The organism is Streptomyces sp. NPDC097640, from assembly GCF_040302705.1.
Classification (GTDB): domain Bacteria; phylum Actinomycetota; class Actinomycetes; order Streptomycetales; family Streptomycetaceae; genus Streptomyces.
On record NZ_JBEOSB010000002.1, the window covers coordinates 367,690 to 389,922 of the forward strand.

Sequence of the window (22,233 nt, forward strand, 5' to 3'; positions counted from 1 at the left end):
GATCATCTCTAATATGCTGAGCATGGGAACCGAAGCGCGACGGGGGATGTAATTGTCCATGTCAGTGGATTCGTTACGGCATGCTCGCGTCGACAGGGCGATCGCGGTAGTCGGGATATCCGCCCGCTTACCCGAAGCGAATTCACCGGCTGACTTCTGGCGCCTGCTCCACGACGGCGCCGACGCGGTGACCCCGGTGCCGCCCGGCCGGTGGGCCCGCCACCCCGACGAGGCGGCACAGGCCCCGGGACACGGCGCCTTCCTCGATCAAGTGGACTGCTTCGACGCCGACTTCTTCGGCATCTCGCCGCGCGAGGCGGCGGCCATGGACCCCCAGCAGCGACTCGCCCTCGAACTCGGCTGGGAGGCCCTCGAGGACGCGGGGCTCGCCCCGGACCGAGTCTCGGGGCGCAGGGCGGGTGTCTTCATCGGAGCCATCAGCGACGACTACGCCACGCTGACCCGGCGGCGGGACACCACGGCGGTCACCCATCACACGCTGACCGGCCTGCACCGCAGCATGATCGCCAATCGGCTCTCCTATCTGCTCGGCATCCGCGGACCGAGCCTGGTCGTCGACTCCGGCCAGTCCTCCTCCCTCGTCGCCGTGCACATGGCCTGCCAGAGCCTGCGCAGCGGAGAGTGTGAACTCGCCCTCGCCGGCGGGGTCAACCTCAACCTCAGCTTCGACGGCACCCTGAGCGTCTCCCGGTTCGGCGGACTCTCACCGGACGGCCGCTGCTTCACCTTCGACGCCCGCGCCAACGGCTATGTCCGGGGCGAGGGCGGCGGTTTCGTCCTCCTCAAGCCCCTCGCGCGGGCGCTCGCCGACGGCGATCGGATCCACGGTGTGCTGCGCGGCAGCGCGGTCAACAACGACGGAGGCGGCGACAGCCTCACCACCCCCAGCCAGGCCGCCCAGGAGGACGTGCTGCGCCGGGCCTGCGCCGACGCCGGGATCGGCCCCGACGAGGTGCAGTACGTGGAACTGCACGGCACCGGCACCGCGGTCGGCGACCCCATCGAGGCGGCCGCCCTGGCGTCCGTGTTCGGCGCGTCGCGGCAGCCGAACTCCCCGCTGCTGGTCGGCTCGGCCAAGACCAACGTGGGACACCTGGAGGGCGCCGCCGGCATCACCGGCCTGATCAAGGTGCTGCTCGCCCTGAAGGCCGGCCGGCTCCCCGCCAGCCTCAACTTCGAGGCGCCCAACCCCCGTATTCCGCTGGCCGAGTGGAACCTCCGGGTGCAGACCGGGCTGACCCCGTGGCCGCGGCCCGACGCACCGCTGCTGGCCGGCGTGTCCGCGTTCGGGATGGGCGGCACCAACGCGCATGTGGTGGTCGAGCGGGCGCCCGCCGTCGACGAGCCGGCCCCCGCGGACCCGGCGATCCCGGTCCTGGACCTCGGCCCCGTGCTGCCCTGGCCGGTGTCCGGCCGCAGCGCGCGCGGACTGCGCGGACAGGCGGCACGGCTCCGGGAGTTCGCCGCCGACACAACTGCCGACGAAACTGCCGGTACGACCGCTGCCGCGACTGCCGACCCGGCGGACATCGCGTGGTCGCTGGCGTCGTCGCGGGCCGCGCTGGAACACCGCGCCGTGGTGCTGGCCAGAAACCGCGAGGAGTTCCTCGGCGGGCTGGCCGCGATCGCCTCCGCCGACCCCGCGGAACACGTCGTAGAAGGCACCGCCACGGGCGAGGCCGCCGACGTGGTGTTCGTCTTCCCGGGACAGGGGTCGCAGTGGGTCGGCATGGCGACCGAACTCCTCGACTCCTCACCGGTGTTCGCCGACTCCGTCGAGAAGTGCGCGGCGGCGCTGGCGCCGCACATCCAATGGAACCTGCTGGACGTCCTGCGGAACACCTCGGGCGACAACCCGCTCGAGCGCGTGGACGTGGTACAGCCGGTGCTGTGGGCCGTGATGGTCTCGCTCGCCCGGGTGTGGCGCGCGGCGGGCATCTCCCCGGCCGCGGTGGTCGGACACTCCCAGGGTGAGATCGCGGCCGCCTGTGTGTCCGGCGCCCTGTCGCTGGACGACGGCGCCCGGCTGGTGGCGCTGCGCAGCCGCGCCATCGCCGAGGAGCTGGCGGGCCTCGGCGGCATGGTCTCGATCGCGGCCCCCGTCGCATGGGTGCGGGAGCTGCTGGCGGACCGGGACGGCGTCTGGGTGGCGGTCGTCAACGGCCCCGCCGCCACGGTCGTCGCGGGCGGCCCCGAGGCCCTCGCCGAGACCGTCGCCGCCTGTGAGCGGGCCGGTGTGCGGACCCGGACCATCGCGGTGGACTACGCCTCGCACACGCCGCACGTCGAGCGGGTGCGCGAGCGGCTGCTGGAACTGGCCGCCCCCATCGCCCCGCGCACCGGCGAGGTGCCCCTGTACTCGACCGTCACCGGCGCGCCCGTCGACGGCGCCGAGCTGGACGCCGGGTACTGGTACCGGAACCTTCGGGAGCCGGTGCTCTTCCAGGACACCCTCGGCGCCCTGCTGGAGTCGGGGAAGACGGTGTTCCTCGAAGTCAGCCCGCATCCGGTGCTCGCCACCGCGGTGGTCGAGGCCGGTCAGGCGGCCGGCGCCGACGTCTTCGCCGGCGGGACGCTGCGCCGCGACCAGGGCGGCGCCAGGCGGTTCCTGACCTCCATAGCCGAGCTGTGGGCCCACGGCGCCGCTCCCGACTGGGCCAGGCTGTTCGCGGGCACCGGCGCCCGCCGTGCCGACCTGCCCACCTACGCCTTCCAGCGCGACCGCCACTGGCTCGACGCCTCCGGCGCCGACGCGCCCGCCGTCGACACCCCCGCCGACACCCTCGCCGACACGCCGCCCGCCGCCGTCGCGGAGCCGGAGCCCCCGGCCGCGGACCGGCCGGACGACGTGATGCGCGTGGTGCGGGGCAACACCGCCGCCGTGCTGGGGCAGCCGGCGTCGGCGGAGCTCGACGTACGACGGACGTTCAAGGACCTCGGGTTCGACTCCGTCATGCTCGGTGAACTCTGCGGCCGGGTGAACACCGCCCTCGGCGTACGGCTGACCACCGCCACCCTCTTCGACCACCCCACCCCGGCCGGGCTGGCCGGCCACCTCGAGACCGCGCGGACCGGCCACCGGCCCGCGGCGGCCACCGCGCCGTCCGCCCGCGCCGCCACTCCGGCCGACCCCGACGAGCCCATCGCCATCATCGGGATGAGCTGCCGCTTTCCCGGCGGGGTGGCCTCCCCCGAGGATCTGTGGCGGCTGGTCGCCACCGAGGGGGACGCGATCTCGGGGTTCCCCGAGGACCGCGGCTGGGACCTGGAGCGGCTGCGCCAGGCCGACGCCACCGGCGGCAGCTTCGCCGAGGGCGGTGGATTCCTCCACCGGGTCACCGACTTCGACGCGCGCTTCTTCGGGATATCGCCGCGCGAGGCGCTGGCGATGGACCCGCAGCAGCGGCTGCTGCTGGAGACCTCCTGGGAGCTGCTGGAGCGGGCGGGCATCGCCCCGGACACCCTGCGGGACAGCAGGACCGGTGTCTTCGTCGGCACCATGGACCAGGAGTACGGGCCGCGGCTGCACGACGCCCCCGAGGCCCTCGACGGCTATCTGCTCACCGGCAAGACCACCAGCATCGCCTCCGGCCGCATCGCCTATCTGCTCGGGCTGACCGGCCCCGCCATCACCGTCGACACGGCGTGCTCCTCGTCGCTGGTGGCCCTGCATCTGGCGGTGCGGTCCCTGCGCCAGCGGGAGTCCTCGCTGGCGCTGGTCGGCGGGGTGACGGTGCTGTCCACCCCGGGCATCTTCACCGAGTTCAGCCGCCAGCAGGGCCTCGCGCGGGACGGCCGCTGCAAGGCGTTCGCGGCCGCGGCCGACGGCACCGGCTTCGCCGAGGGCGCCGGGATGCTGCTCGTCGAGCGGCTGTCGGACGCGCGGCGCAACGGACACCGGGTGCTGGCCGTGGTGCGCGGCTCGGCGGTCAACCAGGACGGCGCGTCCAACGGTCTGACGGCGCCCAGCGGGCTGTCCCAGCAGCGGGTCATCCGCGACGCGTGGGCCGACGCGGGCCTGGCCTCCTCCGACGTGGACGTGGTGGAGGCCCACGGCACCGGAACCGCGCTGGGCGACCCGATCGAGGCCCAGGCGCTGCTGGCCACCTACGGCCAGGAGCGCCCCGGCGACGATCCCCTGCTGCTGGGTTCGGTGAAGTCCAACATCGGTCACACCCAGGCGGCCGCGGGCATCGCCGGAGTCATCAAGACCGTGATGGCCATCCGGCACGGGTTGGTCCCCGCCACCCTGCACGTGGACGCGCCGACCTCACAGGTCGACTGGGCCACCGGCGCGGTCGCCCTGGTGACCGAGGGCATGCCCTGGCCCGAGCGCGACCGGGCCCGGCGCGCTGCCGTGTCGTCCTTCGGGATCAGCGGGACCAACGCGCATGTGATCATCGAGCAGGAGCCCCTCGCCGCCGCGCCCGCACCAGCCGGCGAGTCCGCACCCGTGCCCGCGATGCGCGGCCGTGGCGCGCTGCCCTGGGTGGTGTCGGCCCGTACCGCCGGCGGGCTGCGGGCCCAGGCCGAGCGGCTGCGCGCGTTCGCCGCCGCCGGCGACGCCACGCCCGAGGACCTGGGCCGGTCGCTCGCGACGACGCGCGGCGCGCTGGAACACCGCGCCGTGGTGGTCGCCGAGGACCGGGACGCCTTCCTGGCCGGTCTCGGCGCCCTCGCGGCCGGGGAGCCGGCCGCGGGCGTGGTGAGCGGGACCGCCCCGGCCCAGCCGGGCGGAGTGGTGTTCGTCTTCCCCGGCCAGGGCGGCCAGTGGGCCGGCATGGCCACCGAACTGCTGGCGTCCTCCCCGGCGTTCGCCGCCTCGATGGACGCATGCGCCCAGGCGCTGGCGGCCGAGGTCGACTGGGACCTGTTCGCGGCCGTACGCGACGCGGACGCACTGCGGCGCGTGGAGATCGTGCAGCCGGTGCTGTGGGCCGTGATGGTGTCCCTGGCACAGATGTGGCAAGCGGCGGGCATATCCCCGGTCGCCGTCATCGGACACTCCCAGGGAGAGCTCGCGGCCGCCTGTGTGTCCGGCGCGCTGTCGCTCGTCGACGGGGCGCGGCTGGTGGTCCTCCGCAGCCGCCTGGCCGCGGCCGAACTGGCCGGCGGCGGCCGGATGCTGTCGATCGCCGCCTCGGCGGACCGCGTCACGGAGCTGCTCGCGGACCGCGCCGACGCATGGATCTCGGTGGTCAACGGCCCGTCCGCCACGGTGGTCGGCGGCACGCCCGAGGCCGTCGCCGAGGTGATGGCCGAGGCCGAGAGCGCCGGGCTGCGGCCGAAGATGATCGCGGTCGACTACGCCTCGCACACCCCCCATGTCGAGCGCATCCGGGAGCCGTTGCTGGCCGGTGCCGCCTCGGTGGCGCCGCGGCCCGGAGCCGTCCCGATGTACTCGACCGTCACCGGCGCACCGGTCGAGGGCCGGGCGCTCGACGCCGAGTACTGGTACCGCAATCTGCGGGAGCCGGTGCGGTTCCAGGACACCGTGCGGGCCGTGCGCGACGCAGGACACACGGTCTTCGTCGAGGTCAGCCCGCACCCGGTGCTCACCGCGGTGCTTCAGGCCGAAGGCGGCGGCGAGGCCGAGGGCCCCGGTGTCCTCGCGGTCGGCACCCTGCGGCGCGACCAGGGCGGGATCGACCAGATCCTCACCTCCCTGGCCGCGCTCTGGATCCGTGGCCTGGCCCCCGACTGGTCGCGGGTGTTCACCCCCGGCGGCGACCCTGTCGAGCTGCCCACCTACGCCTTCCAGCGCGACCGCTACTGGCTCGCCCCCACGTCCTCCGGCGCCGAGATCCGCGTCGACCTGCCCTCCTCGCCCGTGCCCGAGGCGCTCGAGGGCTTCCCCCGGAGGGTGGCCGAGGCGACCTCCGCCGCGCACCGGACGCGCGTGGTGCTGGACGAGGTGTGCGCCCACGCGGCCGCCGTGCTGGGCTGGTCCGCACCCGGCGACGTCGAGGTCGGGCGGGCGTTCCGCGAGGCGGGCTTCGACTCGCTGACGGCCGTGGAACTGCGGAACCGGCTCGCGGCCGCGACCGGGGTGAACCTCTCGCCCACCGTCGTGTTCGACCACCCCACGCCGCTCGCGCTCGCCGAGCATCTGCGGGACCGGGTCCTGGGCGAGGACGGCACGGTGACGGCGGATGACGCCCCCGTGGCCGCCGACGACCCCATCGCGATCGTGTCGACCGGCTGCCGCTTCCCCGGCGATGTGCGCTCCCCGGAGGACCTGTGGCAGCTTCTGCTGTCCGACCGGGATGTGATCTCCGGCTTCCCGGCCGACCGCGGCTGGCCCCTGGAGGACCTGTCCCACCCGGACCCCGGCCGGCCCGGCACCAGCTCCGTCCAGCAGGGCGGTTTCCTCCACGACGCCGCCGAGTTCGACGCTGAGTTCTTCGGGATATCGCCGCGCGAGGCGCTGGCGATGGACCCGCAGCAGCGGCTGGTGCTGGAGACCTCCTGGGAGGCCCTGGAGCGGGCCGGGCTCGACCCGGCGACGCTGCGCGGTAGCCGGACCGGCGTGTTCGTCGGCGCCGTCCCGCACGGCTACGGCAGCGGCTCGGCCGATCCGCAGGGCACCGAGGGCTATCTGTTCACCGGCGCCGCGGGCAGCGTGGCCTCGGGCCGCGTCGCGTACACCTTCGGCCTGGAGGGCCCGGCGATCACGGTGGACACCGCGTGCTCCTCGTCGCTGGTGGCGTTCCACCTGGCGGTGCAGTCGCTGCGGCAGGGCGAGTGCTCCCTGGCGCTGGTCGGCGGGGTGACGGTCATGTCCACCCCGACGGTGTTCACCGAGTTCAGCCACCAGGGCGCGCTCGCCGCCGACGGCCGGTGCAAGCCCTTCGCCGCCGGAGCGGACGGCACCGCGTGGGGCGAGGGCGTCGGCGTGGTGCTCCTGGAGCGGCTGTCGGACGCGGTGCGCAACGGCCACCAGGTGCTGGCCGTGGTGCGCGGCTCCGCGGTCAACCAGGACGGCGCGTCCAACGGGCTCACCGCACCGAACGGGCCCTCGCAGCAGCGGGTGGTCCGCCAGGCCCTGGCCAACGCCCGGCTGTCGGCCGCGGATGTGGACGTGGTCGAGGCCCATGGCACGGGTACGTCGCTGGGCGACCCGATCGAGGCGCAGGCGCTGCTGGCCACCTACGGTCAGGACCGGCCCGCCGACCGCCCGCTGCTGCTCGGCTCGCTCAAGTCCAACATCGGCCACACCTCCGCGGCCGCCGGCGTGGCCGGGATCATCAAGATGGTGATGGCGCTGCGCCACGGCGTCGTGCCCGCGACGCTGCACGTGGACGAGCCCTCCCCGCATGTGGACTGGGAGTCCGGTGCGGTCGAGCTGGTGACGGAGAATCTGGCCTGGCCCGAACTCGACCGGGTGCGGCGGGCCGCGGTGTCCTCGTTCGGGGTGAGCGGCACCAACGCGCATGTGATCCTCGAACAGGCCCCGGCCGCCGCAGACCTCTCCGCCGACGAGCGGCCGGCGCACACGGGGGCGCTGCCCTGGGCGGTGTCGAGCCGCTCGGCGGACGGTCTGCGCCGCCAGGCGGCCCGGCTGCGCGAGTTCGCCGCCGCCTCGGAGGCCGACACCGCCGACATCGGCTGGTCGCTGGCGTCGACCCGGGCGGGGCTCGAGCACCGCGCGGTGGTCGTGGCGGACGACCGGGAGGGCTTTCTGCGGGCGCTCGACGCCCTCGCGGCCGGGGAACCAGCGGCCCATGTGGTGAGCGGCGAGGTGTCCGGCGGATCCCGGGGCGCGGTGTTCGTCTTCCCCGGGCAGGGGTCGCAGTGGGTCGGCATGGCGACCGAACTTCTCGGCTCGTCCCCGGCGTTCGCCGATTCCATCGAGCGGTGTGCGGGGGCGTTGGCGCCGCATATCGAGTGGGATCTGTTGGAGGTGTTGCGCGAGGAGGGTGCGCTGGAGCGGGTGGATGTGGTGCAGCCGGTGTTGTGGGCGGTGATGGTGTCGCTGGCTCAGGTGTGGCGTTCGGTGGGGGTGGAGCCGTCGGCGGTGATCGGTCACTCGCAGGGTGAGATCGCGGCGGCGTGTGTGTCGGGGGCGTTGTCGTTGGAGGACGGTGCGCGGCTGGTGGCGCTGCGCAGCCGCGCCATCGCCGAGGACCTGGCCGGCCTCGGCGGGATGGTGTCCGTGGCCGCTTCCGTCGAGCGCGTCGAGGAGCTCCTCGAAGGACGCGACGGCGTGTGGGTGGCCACGGTGAACGGCCCGGACAGCGTCGTCGTCGCGGGCGATCTGACCTCCCTCGACGAGACGGTGGCGGCGGCTGAGGCGGTGGGGGTGCGGGCGCGTCGGGTGGCGGTGGATTACGCGTCGCATACGCCGCATGTGGAGGGGATCCGGGGGCGGTTGCTGGAGTTGGCGGCGCCGATCGTGCCGCGTGTGGGTGATGTGCCGATGTATTCGACGGTGACCGGGGCGCCGGTGACAGGCGCGGAGCTGGACGCGGAGTACTGGTATCGCAATCTGCGGGAGCGGGTGGCGTTCCATGACACCGTGCGGGTTCTGCTCGACCAGGGTGACCGGGTGTTCCTGGAGGTCAGCCCGCACCCCGTGCTGGCGGGCGCCATCCAGGAGGCCGGCCGCGTCCGGTCGGTGGACACCGCGGTGACCGGCACCCTCAGGCGCGGCGAAGGAGGCTCCCGGCGGTTCCTGGCCTCGCTCGCCGAGCTGTGGGTACGGGGCACGGGCCCCGACTGGGCCCGGGTGTTCGCGGGCACCGGAGGCCGCCGCGTCGACCTGCCCACGTACGCGTTCCAGCCCAAGCGCTACTGGCTCGACTCCGCCGCCTCGCGCCCCTCGGCGGCCGCGGACGAGAACGCCGCTTTCTGGGAGGTCGTGGAGCGCGAGGACCTGGAAGGACTCGCGCGAACCCTGCGGCTGGACGACGCGGGCCCCGAGCTGACGGCCGTGCTGCCCGCCCTGACGGCGTGGCACCGGCGCCACAAGGCGGCCTCCGCGATGGAGTCCTGGCGGTACCGGGCCGACTGGAAGCCGCTGACCGGCCACGCGTCGGCCACCCTCTCCGGCACCTGGCTGGTGGCCGGCACCCGCGAGCAGCTCGACGGCGAGCTGTACGAGGCGGTCGCCGGGGCCCTGCGCGAACACGGAGCGGCCGTCCAACCGCTGGCGGCCCCCGAGGACGGGCAGCGGTGGGCCGATGTGCTCGCCGCGCACACCGAGGCGGCCGGAGTGCTGTCCCTGCTCGCCGACGACGAGTCGCCCCTCGACGGCACGCCCGCCGTGCCGGCCGGTTTCGGCCGGACGCTGCTGCTCGTCCAGGGGCTGGAGAAGTCGGGCGCGGCCGCCCCGCTGTGGTGCCTCACCCGGGGCGCGGTGTCCGTCGGCGGCCAGGACCCGCTCACCGGACCGGCCCAGGCGCTGGTCTGGGGGCTGGGCCGGGTCGTGGCGCAGGAGCTGCCCACACGCTGGGGCGGCCTGGTGGATCTGCCCTTCGCCCCGGACGCCAAGGACCTCGGCCGGCTGTGCGCGGTGCTGGCCGACCGGAGTGGCGAGGACCAGGTCGCGGTCCGTCCGTTCGGAACGTTCGGCCGCCGGATCGTCCGGGCGCCGCTCGGCGACGCGGCGGGCGACGGCTGGACCCCGGGCGAGGGAACGGTGCTCATCACCGGCGGCACCGGGGCCCTCGGCGGGCAGGTCGCCCGCAGGCTGGCCGCCCAGGGCGCCCGGCACCTGCTGCTCGTCAGCCGCCAGGGGCAGGCCGCCCCCGGCGCGGCCGACCTGGTGGCCGAGCTGGCCGCCGCGGGCGCCGAGGTGACGGTGGCCGCCTGCGACATCGCGGACACCGGTGCGCTGCGCGACCTGCTGGCCTCGATCCCCGACGCGTACCCGCTGACCGCGGTGTTCCACACCGCCGCCGTACTGGACGACGGGGCCGTGACCGCCCTGACGCTCGACCAGGTCGACAGCGTGCTGCGGGTCAAGGCCGACGCGGCCTGGCGGCTGCACGAGCTGACCGCGCGACTGGGCTCGGACCTGTCCGCGTTCGTGCTGTTCTCCTCGCTGGCGGGCACCGTCGGCATGGCGGGCCAGGGCAACTACGCCCCCGGCAACGCCTACCTGGACGCGCTGGCCGCCTACCGGCGCTCGCGCGGGCTGGTGGCCACCTCGGTGGCCTGGGGATCCTGGGCGCAGGGCGGCATGGCCGAACGGGACGCGGTGACCGATGTCCGGGTCCGGCACGGCGTACCGCTGCTGCACCCGGAGTCCGCCGTCCTGGCGCTGGAGGCCGCGCTCGCCCACGGCGACACGGCCGTCGTCATCGCCGACATCGACTGGGACCGGTTCGCTCACGCCTACACCGCGACACGCCCCAGCCGTCTGCTCGACGAGCTGCCCGAGACCCGGCAGGCCCTGGGCACGGGCGAGGCCACCGGGACGGACACCACCCACGCGCTGCGCGACCGGCTCGCCGGCCTGGGCGCGCAGGAGCGCGAGCGGCAGCTGTTCGACGCCGTGCGCACCCAGGCGGCGGCCGTGCTCGGCCACGACTCCGCCGATGCGGTGGACCCTCGGCGGCAGTTCCTCGAACTGGGCCTGGACTCGGTCACCGCGGTGGAGCTGCGCAACCGGCTGGGCCTCGCGACCGGTCTGCGGCTGCCCGCCACCGTGGTCTTCGACTGTCCGACCGTGGCCGACCTCGCCCGCTATCTCGACGCCGAGATGTTCGGCGGGTCCCAGGAGCCCGAGAACGCCGGCGCCGCGGAACTCGACCGGCTCGAGGTCCTGCTGAAGGAGCTGCCGGACGGGGATCCGGCAAGAGCGGCCATCGCCGGGCGGCTGCGGCATCTGCTGTGGTCGTCCACCGGCGACGGGCCGGCCGAGGACACCGTGGACTCCGCGGAGCTCGAGGACGCGTCGAATGACGAGATCTTCGACTTCATCGAGAAGGAATTCGGGATCTCCTGACCCGTCGCCCGTCATCGGCAACGACATCACGCACGCACGCCCACAACTGACCCACGATCGAGGGCAAGAACATGGATGACGTCAAGAAGCTTCGCCACTTCCTGACCCGGGTCACCGCGGAACTTCAGGAGACGCGGTCGCGGCTGCGGGCCGTGGAGACCGCGGACAGCGAGCCGGTGGCGATCGTCGGGATGAGCTGCCGCTATCCCGGCGCGGTCGCGTCGCCCGAGGACCTGTGGCGGCTGGTGTCAGGCGGCGGGGACGCCATAACCGGCTTCCCGGCCGACCGCGGCTGGGACCTGGCCGGCCTGGTCGACCCCGTGGGCGACCGGCCGGGCACCTCGTATGTGGACCGGGGCGGATTCCTGCACGACGCGGGCGAGTTCGACGCCTCCTTCTTCGGGATATCGCCGCGCGAGGCGCTGGCGATGGACCCGCAGCAGCGGCTGCTGCTGGAGACCTCCTGGGAGCTGTTCGAGCGCTCAGGTCTCGACCCGGCGGCGCTGCGTGGCAGCCGGACGGGCGTGTTCATCGGCTCCAGCTTCCGCGACTACGGCAGCAGGCTGCCCGCGGTCCCCGAAGAGGTCGAGGGCCACGCCATGACGGGCGTGGCGGGCAGCGTGGCGTCGGGCCGGATCGCGTACACCTTCGGTCTGGAGGGCCCGGCCCTCACCGTGGACACCGCCTGCTCGTCGTCGCTGGTGGCGCTGCACCTGGCGGTGCGTTCGCTGCGGCAGGGCGAGTGCTCCCTGGCGCTCGCCGGCGGTGTCGCCGTGATGTCGACCCCGGACCTGTTCACCGAGTTCAGCAAGCAGCAGGGACTGTCGCGGGACGGCCGGTGCAAGGCGTTCGCGGCCACCGCGGACGGCATGGGCGCGGCCGAGGGCGTCGGGCTGCTGCTGGTGGAGCGGCTGTCGGACGCGGTGCGCAACGGCCACCAGGTGCTGGCCGTGGTGCGGGGCAGCGCGGTGAACCAGGACGGCGCGTCGAGCGGCCTGACGGCGCCGAACGGCCCTGCGCAGCAGCGGGTGATCCGGCAGGCGCTGGCCGACGCCGGGGTGTCCGCCACCGCCGTGGACGCCGTGGAGGCCCATGGCACGGGTACGTCGCTGGGCGACCCGATCGAGGCGCAGGCGCTGCTGGCGACGTACGGCCAGGACCGGCCGGGGGACCGGCCGCTGCTGCTCGGCTCGGTCAAGTCCAACATCGGCCACACCCAGGCCGCGGCGGGCGTGGCCGGGGTCATCAAGATGGTGATGGCGCTGCACCACGGCGTCGTACCGCGCACCCTGCACGTGGACGAACCGACCCCGCATGTGGACTGGGAGTCCGGCGCGGTCGAGCTGGCCACGGACAATCTGGCCTGGCCCGAGAGCGACCGGATGCGGCGGGCCGCGGTGTCCTCGTTCGGGGTGAGCGGCACCAACGCGCATGTGATCCTCGAACAGGCCCCGGCGGACGAGCGCGAGCCCGCCGACGCCCCCGCCCCGGCCGCGCTCACCGGCGCGCTCCCGTGGCCGGTGTCGGCCCGGTCCGCCGCCGCCCTGAAGGCCCAGGCAGGACGGGTGCGCGCCTTCGCCACCGAACACGGGGACCCGGCCGGCATCGGCTGGTCGCTGGCGTCGACCCGGTCGGGCCTTGAGCACCGCGCCGTGGTCGTGGGCGACGCCCCGGACACCTTCCTGAGCGGCCTCGACGCCCTCGCGGCCGGGGAGCCTGCGGCCCATGTGGTGAGCGGCGAGAGCACCGGCGCGCCCACGGGCGTGGTGTTCGTCTTCCCGGGCCAGGGGTCGCAGTGGGTCGGCATGGCCTCCGAACTTCTCGGCTCGTCCCCGGCGTTCGCCGATTCCATCGAGCGGTGTGCGGGGGCGTTGGCGCCGCATATCGAGTGGGATTTGCTGGAGGTGTTGCGCGAGGAGGGTGCGCTGGAGCGGGTGGATGTGGTGCAGCCGGTGTTGTGGGCGGTGATGGTGTCGCTGGCTCAGGTGTGGCGTTCGGTGGGGGTGGAGCCGTCGGCGGTGATCGGTCACTCGCAGGGTGAGATCGCGGCGGCGTGTGTGTCGGGGGCGTTGTCGTTGGAGGACGGTGCGCGGCTGGTGGCGCTGCGCAGCCGCGCCATCGCGGGAGAGCTGGCGGGCCTCGGTGGGATGGTGTCCGTCGCGGCCTCCGTCGAGCGCGTCGAGGAGCTCCTCGAAGGACATGACGGCGTGTGGATCGCGACCGTCAACGGCCCGGCCGCCACCGTCGTGGCCGGATCCCCGGAGGCGCTGGACGCGGTGCTGGCGGCGGCTGAGGGGGCGGGGGTGCGGGCGCGTCGGGTGGCGGTGGATTACGCGTCGCATACGCCGCATGTGGAGGGGATCCGGGGGAGGTTGCTGGAGTTGGCGGCGCCGATCGTGCCGCGTGTGGGTGATGTGCCGATGTATTCGACGGTGACCGGGGCGCCGGTGACAGGCGCGGAGCTGGACGCGGAGTACTGGTATCGCAATCTGCGGGAGCGGGTGGCGTTCCATGACACCGTGCGGGTTCTGCTCGACCAGGGTGACCGGGTGTTCCTTGAGGTCAGCCCGCACCCCGTGCTGGCGGGCGCCATCCAGGAGGCCGGGCACGCCGTCGACACCGACGTCCTCGCCGTGGGCACCCTGCGGCACGACGAGGGCGGCCCGCGCCGCGTGCTGACCTCGCTGGCCGAGCTGTGGGTGCGGGGAGTCGAGCCCGACTGGAAGGCGGTCTTCGGCGGCGCCACCGCGCCCGTGGACCTGCCCACCTACGCGTTCCAGCGCGACCACTACTGGCTGCGCGGCACCGCCGGCGTCGGCGATGTCGCGGGGGCCGGACTGTCCGTCGTGGGCCATCCGCTGCTGGCGGCCGCCGTCACGCTGGCGGACGGCGACGGCTGTGTCCTCACCGGCCGCCTCTCCACGGCCGCCCAGCCGTGGCTCGCCGACCACGCCGTGCTGAACCGGGTCCTGCTGCCGGGCGCGGCCGTCATGGAACTCGCGCTGCGCGCGGGCGAGTCGGCCGGCAGCGACCACCTGGACGAGCTCGTGCTGCACGCGCCCCTGATCCTGCCCGCCGACGGCACCCCCCTCGACATCCAGGTCGGCGTCGACGCCGCCGACGAACTGGGCCGCCGCGCCGTCCGGGTGCACTCCCGGCCGCACCGCCCGGGCCGGACCGACGACGAGGCGGAGTGGACCGGCCACGCCACCGGAACGCTCATCACCGCGCCCGCCGGCGAGCCCGCGGCCGAGGACACCGCCTGGCCGCCCGCCGACGCGGTCGCCGTGGGCATCGACGGCTTCTACGAGCGCCTCGCGGAGGCCGGTTACGCCTACGGACCGGTGTTCCGGGGCGTGCGCGCGGTATGGCGGCGCGGCGCCGAGATGTTCGCCGAGGTCGCGCTGGACGAGGCCGCCGCGGGCGAGGCGGAGCGGTTCGGCGTACACCCCGCGCTGGTCGACGCGGCGCTTCAGACCCGGCTGGTGACGGTGCTGGAGGGCGAGGCGGAGCGGATGATGCCGTTCTCCTTCTCCGGCGCCCGGATCCACGCCACGGGCGCCACCTCGGCGCGGGTCCGGGTGGCCCCGGCCGGATCCGACGCGATCTCGGTGCGGATGACCGACCAGGCCGGGCTGCCGATCCTCACGGTCGACCAGATCGTCTCGCGCCCGCTGTCCGCCGACGCGATGTCCGGCACAGCGGTCAACTCGATGTACGAGGTGACCTGGGCGTCTCTGGCCACGGCCGACGCGCCGGAGCAGGGGCTCGCGATCCTTGGCGACGCCCTGCCCGGCCTCGACGCGCCGCGCTACCCGGACGCCGCCGCCGTGGCCGAGGCCGTCCGCGCGGGCGAGCCGGTGCCCCCGGTGGTGCTGCTTCCCTGCCCGCGCGGGGATGGTGGCGACATGCCCGCCGCGAGCCGGGAGGTGCTGGCCGCGGTGCTCGGCCCGGTGCGCGAGTGGCTCGCGCACGACGAGCTGGAGGCCGTACGGCTGGTTCCGGTGACCCGGGGCGCCATCGCCGTGGCCCCGGGCGACCGGATCGACATGGCGCAGGCCGCCGTGCGCGGACTGCTGCGCTCGGCCGCGTCGGAGCACCCGGGCCGGATTCTCCAGGTGGACATCGACGGTGCCACCGACCCGGAGACCGACCCGGGGGTGGTGGCGGCGCTGTCCGCGGTGGCGGCCGCCGCGGTGGCCGCGGGCGAGTCGGAAGCCGTCATCCGCTCCGGCGTGGCGTCCGTACCGCGGCTGGCCCGCGTGCCCTCGGCGGACCCGGGAACGCTGCCGCTGCCCGGCACGGCCGGAGCCTGGGGGCTCGACCTGGACACCGCGGGCACCCTGGAGGGGCTGGCCCTGACCGCGTCCCCGCGGGCCGAGGCGCCCCTGGCGGCGGGCCAGGTGCGGGTCGCGGTGCGCGCGACCGGCGTCAACTTCCGGGATGTCCTGGTCGCGCTGGGCGTGGTCCCCAACACCGAATCGCTCTTCGGGTGCGAGGGCGCCGGTGTGGTGGTCGAGGTCGGTCCCGAGGTCGCCGGCTTTACGGTGGGCGATCGGGTGATGGGGCTGCTGTCGGGCGCGTACGCGGGTCCGCTGGCGGTGGCGGACGCGCGGATGGTCGTGCGTATGCCGGGTGGCTGGTCGTTCGCCGAGGCGGCCTCGGTGCCCGCCGTGTTTTTGACCGCCTACTACGCGCTGGTGGACCTCGCCGATCTGCGGACGGGCGAGTCGCTGGCGGTGCACGCCGCCGCGGGCGGGGTGGGTATGGCGGCCGTCCAGTTGGCCCGCCACCTGGGCGCCGAGGTGTACGCGACGGCGAGCGAGCCGAAGTGGCCGGTGGTGCGCGGCATGGGTGTTCCGGGCGAGCGGCTGGCGTCCTCGCGCACCCTGGAGTTCGCCGACCGATTCCTCGAGGCGACCGGTGGCCGGGGTGTCGATGTCGTACTGAACTGCCTGGCCCGGGAGTTCGTGGACGCCTCGCTCGGGCTGCTGCCGGGCGGCGGGCGGTTCGTCGAGATGGGCAAGACCGACATCCGTGACGCCCACGAGGTCGCCGCGGCTTGGCCCGGGGTGCGCTACCGCGCGTTCGACCTCGGCGAGGCCGGTGCCGACCGGCTCGGGGAGATGCTCACCCACCTCGCGGACCTTTTCGGGCAGGGGGTGCTCTCGCCGCTGCCGGTGACCGCCTGGGACACCAGGCAGGCCCCGCAGGCCTTCCGCCACCTCAGCCAGGCCCGCCATACCGGCAAGGTGGTGCTGACCACCCCGCCTTCCGGTCCGCTGGACGGGACCGTGCTGATCACGGGGGGTACGGGGGTCATCGGGTCCGCCCTGGCCCGCCACCTGGCTACCGAACACCACGTCACCGACCTGGTGTTGACCAGCCGGCGTGGGCTGGAAGCGCCGGGTGCCGTGGAGCTTGTCGCGGAGCTGGCCGAGTTGGGGGCTGCGGCGCGGGTGGTGGCGTGTGATGTGGCGGATCGTGGGGCGTTGGCGGGGCTGTTGGGTGGGTTGCCCGGGTTGTGTGGTGTGGTGCATGCGGCGGGTGCGCTGGATGACGGGGTGGTGTCGGCGCTGACGCCGGAGCGTTTCGACACGGTGTTGCGGCCGAAGGTGGACGCGGCGTGGCATCTGCATGAGCTGACCCGGGACCGTGATCTGTCGCTGTTCGTGCTGTTCTCCTCCGCCGCAGGCGTCCTGGGCGCCGCCGGGCAGGGCAGCTACGCGGCCGCCAACGCCTTCCTGGACGCCCTCGCCTGGCACCGCCGCGCCCAGGGGCTGCCCGCGCACTCCCTGGCCTGGGGCCTGTGGGCCGACCGCAGCGCCATGACCGGCGCGCTCGGCGCCGCCGACCTGGAGCGGATGCGCCGCAGCGGGGTCCAGGCGCTCACCACCGACGAGGGCCTGGCGCTGTTCGACGCCGCCGTCCGGATGCCGCGTCCGCACACGGTCCCGGTCAGGCTCGACGTGTCCGCGCTGGGCAGGGGCAAGGACCCCGCCCCGCTCTTCCGCGCCCTGGTGCGCACCCCGGCCAAGCGGGTGGCGGCGAACGCGCCCGCCGATGGCGGCGGTCTGCGCGAGCGTCTCGCCACGCTCTCGCCGGCCGAGCGGGATCGGGTGTTGACGGAGTTGGTGCGGGCGCAGGCGGCGGTGGTGTTGGGGCATGGTGGTGCCGAGGCGGTGGGTGCGGATCGGGCGTTCAAGGATGTGGGGTTCGACTCGCTGACGGCGGTGGAGCTGCGGAACCGGCTGGGCGCGGCGACGGGGTTGCGGCTTCCGGTGACGGCCGTGTTCGACCATCCGACGCCGGTGGCGCTGGCGGCGGAGCTGGCCGTGCGGCTGGGGGCGGATGGCGAGGGCGTGTCCGCGCCCGCGGTTCCGGTTGCTGCGGCGGTGGCTGTGGTGGCGGATGAGCCGATCGCGATCGTGGGCATGAGCTGCCGGTTCCCCGGCGGGGTGGGCTCACCTGAGGACCTGTGGCAGCTGCTCATCGACGAGCGGGACGCCACCGGCGCCTACCCCACCGACCGCGGCTGGCAGGTCGACGACCTGGGCGACCCCCACTTCCCGGACGACGCCTACGCGCGGGTCGGCGGATTCCTGCACGACATGGCCGACTTCGACCCCGAGTTCTTCGGCATCTCACCCCGCGAGGCCCTGGCCACCGACCCGCAGCAGCGGCTGCTGCTGGAGACCACCTGGGAGGCGTTCGAGCGCGCGGGCATCGACCCCACCACGCTCCGCGCCACCTCGACCGGCGTCTTCACCGGACTGATCTACAACGACTACGCCTCGCGGTTCCCCCGGCTGCTCAGCGGCTTCGAGGGATACCTGGGCAACGGCAGCGCCAACAGCGTGGCCTCCGGCCGGATCGCCTACACCCTGGGTCTTGAGGGCCCGGCGATCACGGTGGACACCGCCTGCTCGTCGTCCATGGTGGCCCTGCACCTGGCCGCCCAGTCGCTCCGGCAGGGCGAGTGCACCCTGGCCGTCGCGGGCGGGGTGACCGTCATGTCCACCCCGCGGCCGCTCATCGAGTTCAGCCGGATCGGCGGGCTCGCGCTCGACGGCCGCTGCAAGGCGTTCGGCGCCGACGCCGACGGCATGGGATTCGCCGAGGGCATCGGCATGCTGGTCGTCGAGCGGCTCTCCGACGCGCGGCGCAACGGACACCGGGTGCTGGCGGTGCTCCGCGGCTCCGCGCTCAACCAGGACGGCGCGTCCAACGGCCTGACCGCGCCCAGCGGCCCCGCCCAGCAGCGGGTGATCCGCCAGGCCCTGGCCAACGCGGGCCTGAGCGCCGCCGACGTGGATGTCGTGGAGGCACACGGCACCGGCACCTCCCTCGGCGACCCGATCGAGGCGCAGGCCCTCCAGGCCACGTACGGCCAGGACCGGGACGAGGACCGGCCGCTGCTGCTCGGCTCGGTGAAGTCCAACCTCGGCCACACCCAGGCCGCGGCGGGTGTCGCCGGTGTCATCAAGACCGTGCTGGCCCTGCGCCACGGCGTCGTCCCACGCACCCTCCACATCGAGCGGCCCACCTCGCACGTCGACTGGGCGGCCGGGGGGCTGCGGCTCGCCGACGGCAGTGTGCCGTGGCCCGAGACCGGGCGGGCGCGGCGGGCCGCCGTGTCGTCCTTCGGCATCAGCGGCACCAACGCGCATGTGATCCTGGAGCACATCCCCGAGCAGGCGCCCGAGTCCAAGGCGCCCGCGGCCCCGGCCACCGGCGCGCCGGTCCCCTGGGTCATCTCGGCCAAGAGCGCCGAGAGCCTCCGCGACCAGGCCCGCCGGCTGCACGAGCGGGTGACCGCCGCCCCGGACCTGGCCCCCGCCGACATCGCCCGGTCCCTGCTGACCACCCGGGCCGTCTTCGACCACCGCGCGGTGGTCGTCGGCCGGGACCGGGAGGAACTGCTGCACCGCCTCGCCGCGCTGGCCGGCGGCGAACCGGCCGCCGGTGTGGTCCAGGGCGTCGCGGCCGCGCGCGCGAAGACCGTGTTCGTCTTCCCCGGACAGGGCTCGCAGTGGGCCGGCATGGCCACGGAACTCCTCGACAACTCCCCGGCCTTCGCCGAACGCCTCGAAAGCTGTGCCGCGGCCCTCGCGCCGCACATCGACTGGTCCCCGCTCGACGTGCTGCGCGGCCGCCCCGGCGCGCCGTCGCTTGACCGGGTCGACGTGGTGCAGCCGGTGCTGTGGGCGGTGATGGTGTCCCTGGCCCAGGTGTGGCGGACCCACGGGGTCGAGCCGTCCGCCGTGGTGGGCCACTCCCAGGGGGAGCTGGCGGCGGCGGCCGTGTCGGGTGTGCTGTCGCTCGACGACGCCGCCCGGATCGTGGCCCTGCGCAGCCGGCTCATCGCGCGGGAGCTGGCGGGGCAGGGCGGCATGGTCTCGCTCGCCCGGCCCATGGGCGCGGCCCTGGAACTGCTGAAGCCGTGGGGCGAGCGCATCAGCGTCGCCACCGTGAACGGGCCAGGCTCCACCGTCGTCGCCGGTGAACCGGAGGCGCTGGAGGAGCTGATGGCCGCCTGTGAGCGCGAGGGGGTGCGGGCACGCCGTATCCCGGTGGACTACGCCTCCCACTCCCCGCAGGTGGCGCGGTTGCGCGAGGCGCTGCTCGACCTGGCCGCGCCGGTCGTGTCCCGGACGCCGGAGCTGCCCATGTACTCCGCCGTCACCGGCGAACTCCTCGCCACCGGCGCGGCGGACGCCGAGTACTGGTACCGCAACCTGCGCCAGACCGTGCTCTTCGAGCAGGCCACGCGCGCCCTGGCGGGCGCGGGACACGATGTGTTCGTCGAGGTCAGCCCGCACCCGGTGCTGACCACCGGCATGGCGGAGACGCTCGAGGACCACCCCGGCGACATCGCGATCGGCGGCACCCTGCGGCGCGACGAGGGCGGCCGGGACCGGCTGCTGACCGCGCTGGCCGAGGTGTTCGTGACCGGGGTGGCCGTGGACTGGGCGACCACCTTCGAGGGCGGGCGGACCGTGGAGCTGCCCACCTACGCCTTCCATCGGCAGCGCTACTGGCTGGACGCGCCGTCGGAGCCCGAGGCGGCCCGGGGCAACGCCGCCGTGGACGAGGCCTTCTGGGCCGCGGTGGATCAGCTCGACCCGGACGGGCTGGCATCGACCCTCGGCGTCGAGGACGCGTCCGTACGGTCCTCGCTGAACGCGGTGCTGCCCGCGCTCTCGGACTGGCGCCGGCAGCGGAGCGAGCGCGCCACCGTGGACACCTGGCGCTATGGCATCGCCTGGGCGCAGGTCCCCGAGGCCCCGTCGGCCACCCTGTCCGGCACCTGGCTGCTGGCCGTCTCCGCCGGATTCGAGGCGGACCCCCGGGTGGCCGCGCTGGTGGCGGGCATCGAGCGCCGCGGCGCCCGGGTCCTGCCGGTGGTGATCTCCTCCGACCGCCCTGCCGACATCGCCGCACAGCTGCGGACGGCCTGCGAGCCGACCGAGCTGACCGAGCCGGGCGAGTTGGGCGAGTCGGCTCAGTCGGCCGGAGTGCTGTCGGTGAGCGCCTGGGACGAGCGGCCGCACCCCTCCTTCCCGGCGGTGCCGGGCGGCTTCGCCCATGTCCTGGCGCTGTGCCAGGCGCTGGAGGCCGCCGGTGTCACGGCGCCCCTGTGGTGTGTGACCAGCGGCGCGGTGACCACCGGAGCCGACGACGCCCCCGTCAGCCCGGCGCAGGCGCTGGTGTGGGGGCTGGGCCGGGTGGCCGCCCAGGAACACCCCGACCGCTGGGGCGGGCTGATCGACCTTCCGGCCGAGCCGGACGAGCAGGCCGTGAACCGGCTGTGCGGGCTGCTGTCCGGCGGATCCGGGGAGGACCAGCTCGCCGTACGGACCGGCGGTGTCCTCGCCCGCAGGCTGGCCCGCACCCCGGCGCCCGCCGCCCCCGGCCGCGAGTGGACCCCCACCGGAACCGTACTGATCACCGGGGGCACCGGCGCCATCGGCGGCCATGTCGCCCGCTGGCTGGCCGCCCGCGGCGCCGAACACCTGCTGCTGCTCAGCCGGAGCGGACCGGACGCCGCGGGGGCCGCGGAGCTGCGGGCCGGTCTGGAGGCGGACGGCGCCCGGGTGACCCTCCTCGCGTGCGACGCCGGGGACCGCGAGGCGCTGGCGGCCGCGCTCGCCGACATCCCGGACGAGCTGCCGCTCACCGCCGTCTTCCACACCGCCGCGGTGCTGGACGACGGCCCCCTAGACGCGCTGACCGCCGACCGGGCGGACGCCGTGCTGCGGGCGAAGACCGGCGCCGCCTGGAACCTGCACGAGCTGACCGCGGATCTGGACCTCTCGGCGTTCGTCCTGTTCTCCTCCACCGCCGGTACCTTCGGCGCCGCCGGACAGGCCAACTACGCGCCCGGCAACGCCTACCTCGACGCGCTGGCGTGGCACCGACGCGCCCACGGCCAGGTGGCCACCTCCATCGGCTGGGGCGCCTGGGCCCAGGGCGGGATGGCTGAGAAGGAGGCCGTCGCCGATCTGCGGCGCCGGCACGGCGTCCCGGTGATGTCCCCCGTGCGGGCGGTCCTGGCGCTGCGCCAGGCGCTCGACGGCGACGACACCTTCCTGGTCGTCGCGGACATCGACTGGGACCGGTTCTACCTCGCGTACACCGCCGCCCGGCCCAGCCCGCTGCTGCACGATCTGGAAGAGGTGCGCCGCATCCGGGAGTCGGCCACCGGCGGTGCCGCCTCCGACCGGAGGGGGCCGTCGCTCGAGGAGCGGCTGGCCGGCCTCGGCCGGACCGAGCAGGAGCGGGTGCTGCGCGACCTGGTGCGTACCCACGCCGCGGCCGTCCTCGGCCACGACGGGCCCGAGTCGGTACCCACCGGCCGCCCGTTCTGGGAGCTCGGCCTGGACTCGGTCACCGCCGTCGAGATGCGCAACCGGCTGGGCGGCGCCGTCCAGCGCAAGCTCCCCGCCGGGCTCATCTTCGACTACCCGACCGTCACCGGCCTGGTCGGCTACCTGCGGGACGAGCTGTGCCGGGACGAGACCGAAGTCAGCCCGGTGATGTCCGACCTGGACCGGCTGGACATCGCGCTGGCCACCATGCCCGACGACGACCCGGCCCGGAACGAGGTGGCCGAGCGGCTGGAGAAGCTGCTGCGCCGGGTGAGCCCGGCCTCGGTCGTGACGCGGGCACCCGCGACGGACTGGGGCCTGGACTCGGCCTCCCAGGACGAGGTGTTCGCGCTCATCGACGAAGAACTGGGAGAGCCGTGACCCGGCTCC

At 74.7% G+C, this 22,233-nt stretch carries 2 protein-coding genes; both read left to right on the forward strand.

Annotated features, from left to right (window positions below; all coding sequences use genetic code 11):
- The first annotated feature begins 58 nt into the window (after positions 1–58).
- Complete coding sequence (locus tag ABTY62_RS03720) at positions 59–10,972, forward strand: type I polyketide synthase (RefSeq protein ID WP_352127713.1); 10,914 nt, start codon at positions 59–61, stop codon at positions 10,970–10,972.
- Between the two features lie 71 nt (positions 10,973–11,043).
- Entirely contained in the window at positions 11,044–22,224 is an 11,181-nt protein-coding gene (locus ABTY62_RS03725) for a type I polyketide synthase (RefSeq protein WP_352127714.1), read from the forward strand.
- Positions 22,225–22,233 lie beyond the last annotated feature (9 nt).

Coding starts and splice junctions, on each gene's coding strand:
- ABTY62_RS03720 (WP_352127713.1), top strand. CDS start 59: ATGTCAGTGGATTCGTTACGGCATGCTCGCGTCGACAGGGCGATCGCG.
- ABTY62_RS03725 (WP_352127714.1), top strand. CDS start 11,044: ATGGATGACGTCAAGAAGCTTCGCCACTTCCTGACCCGGGTCACCGCG.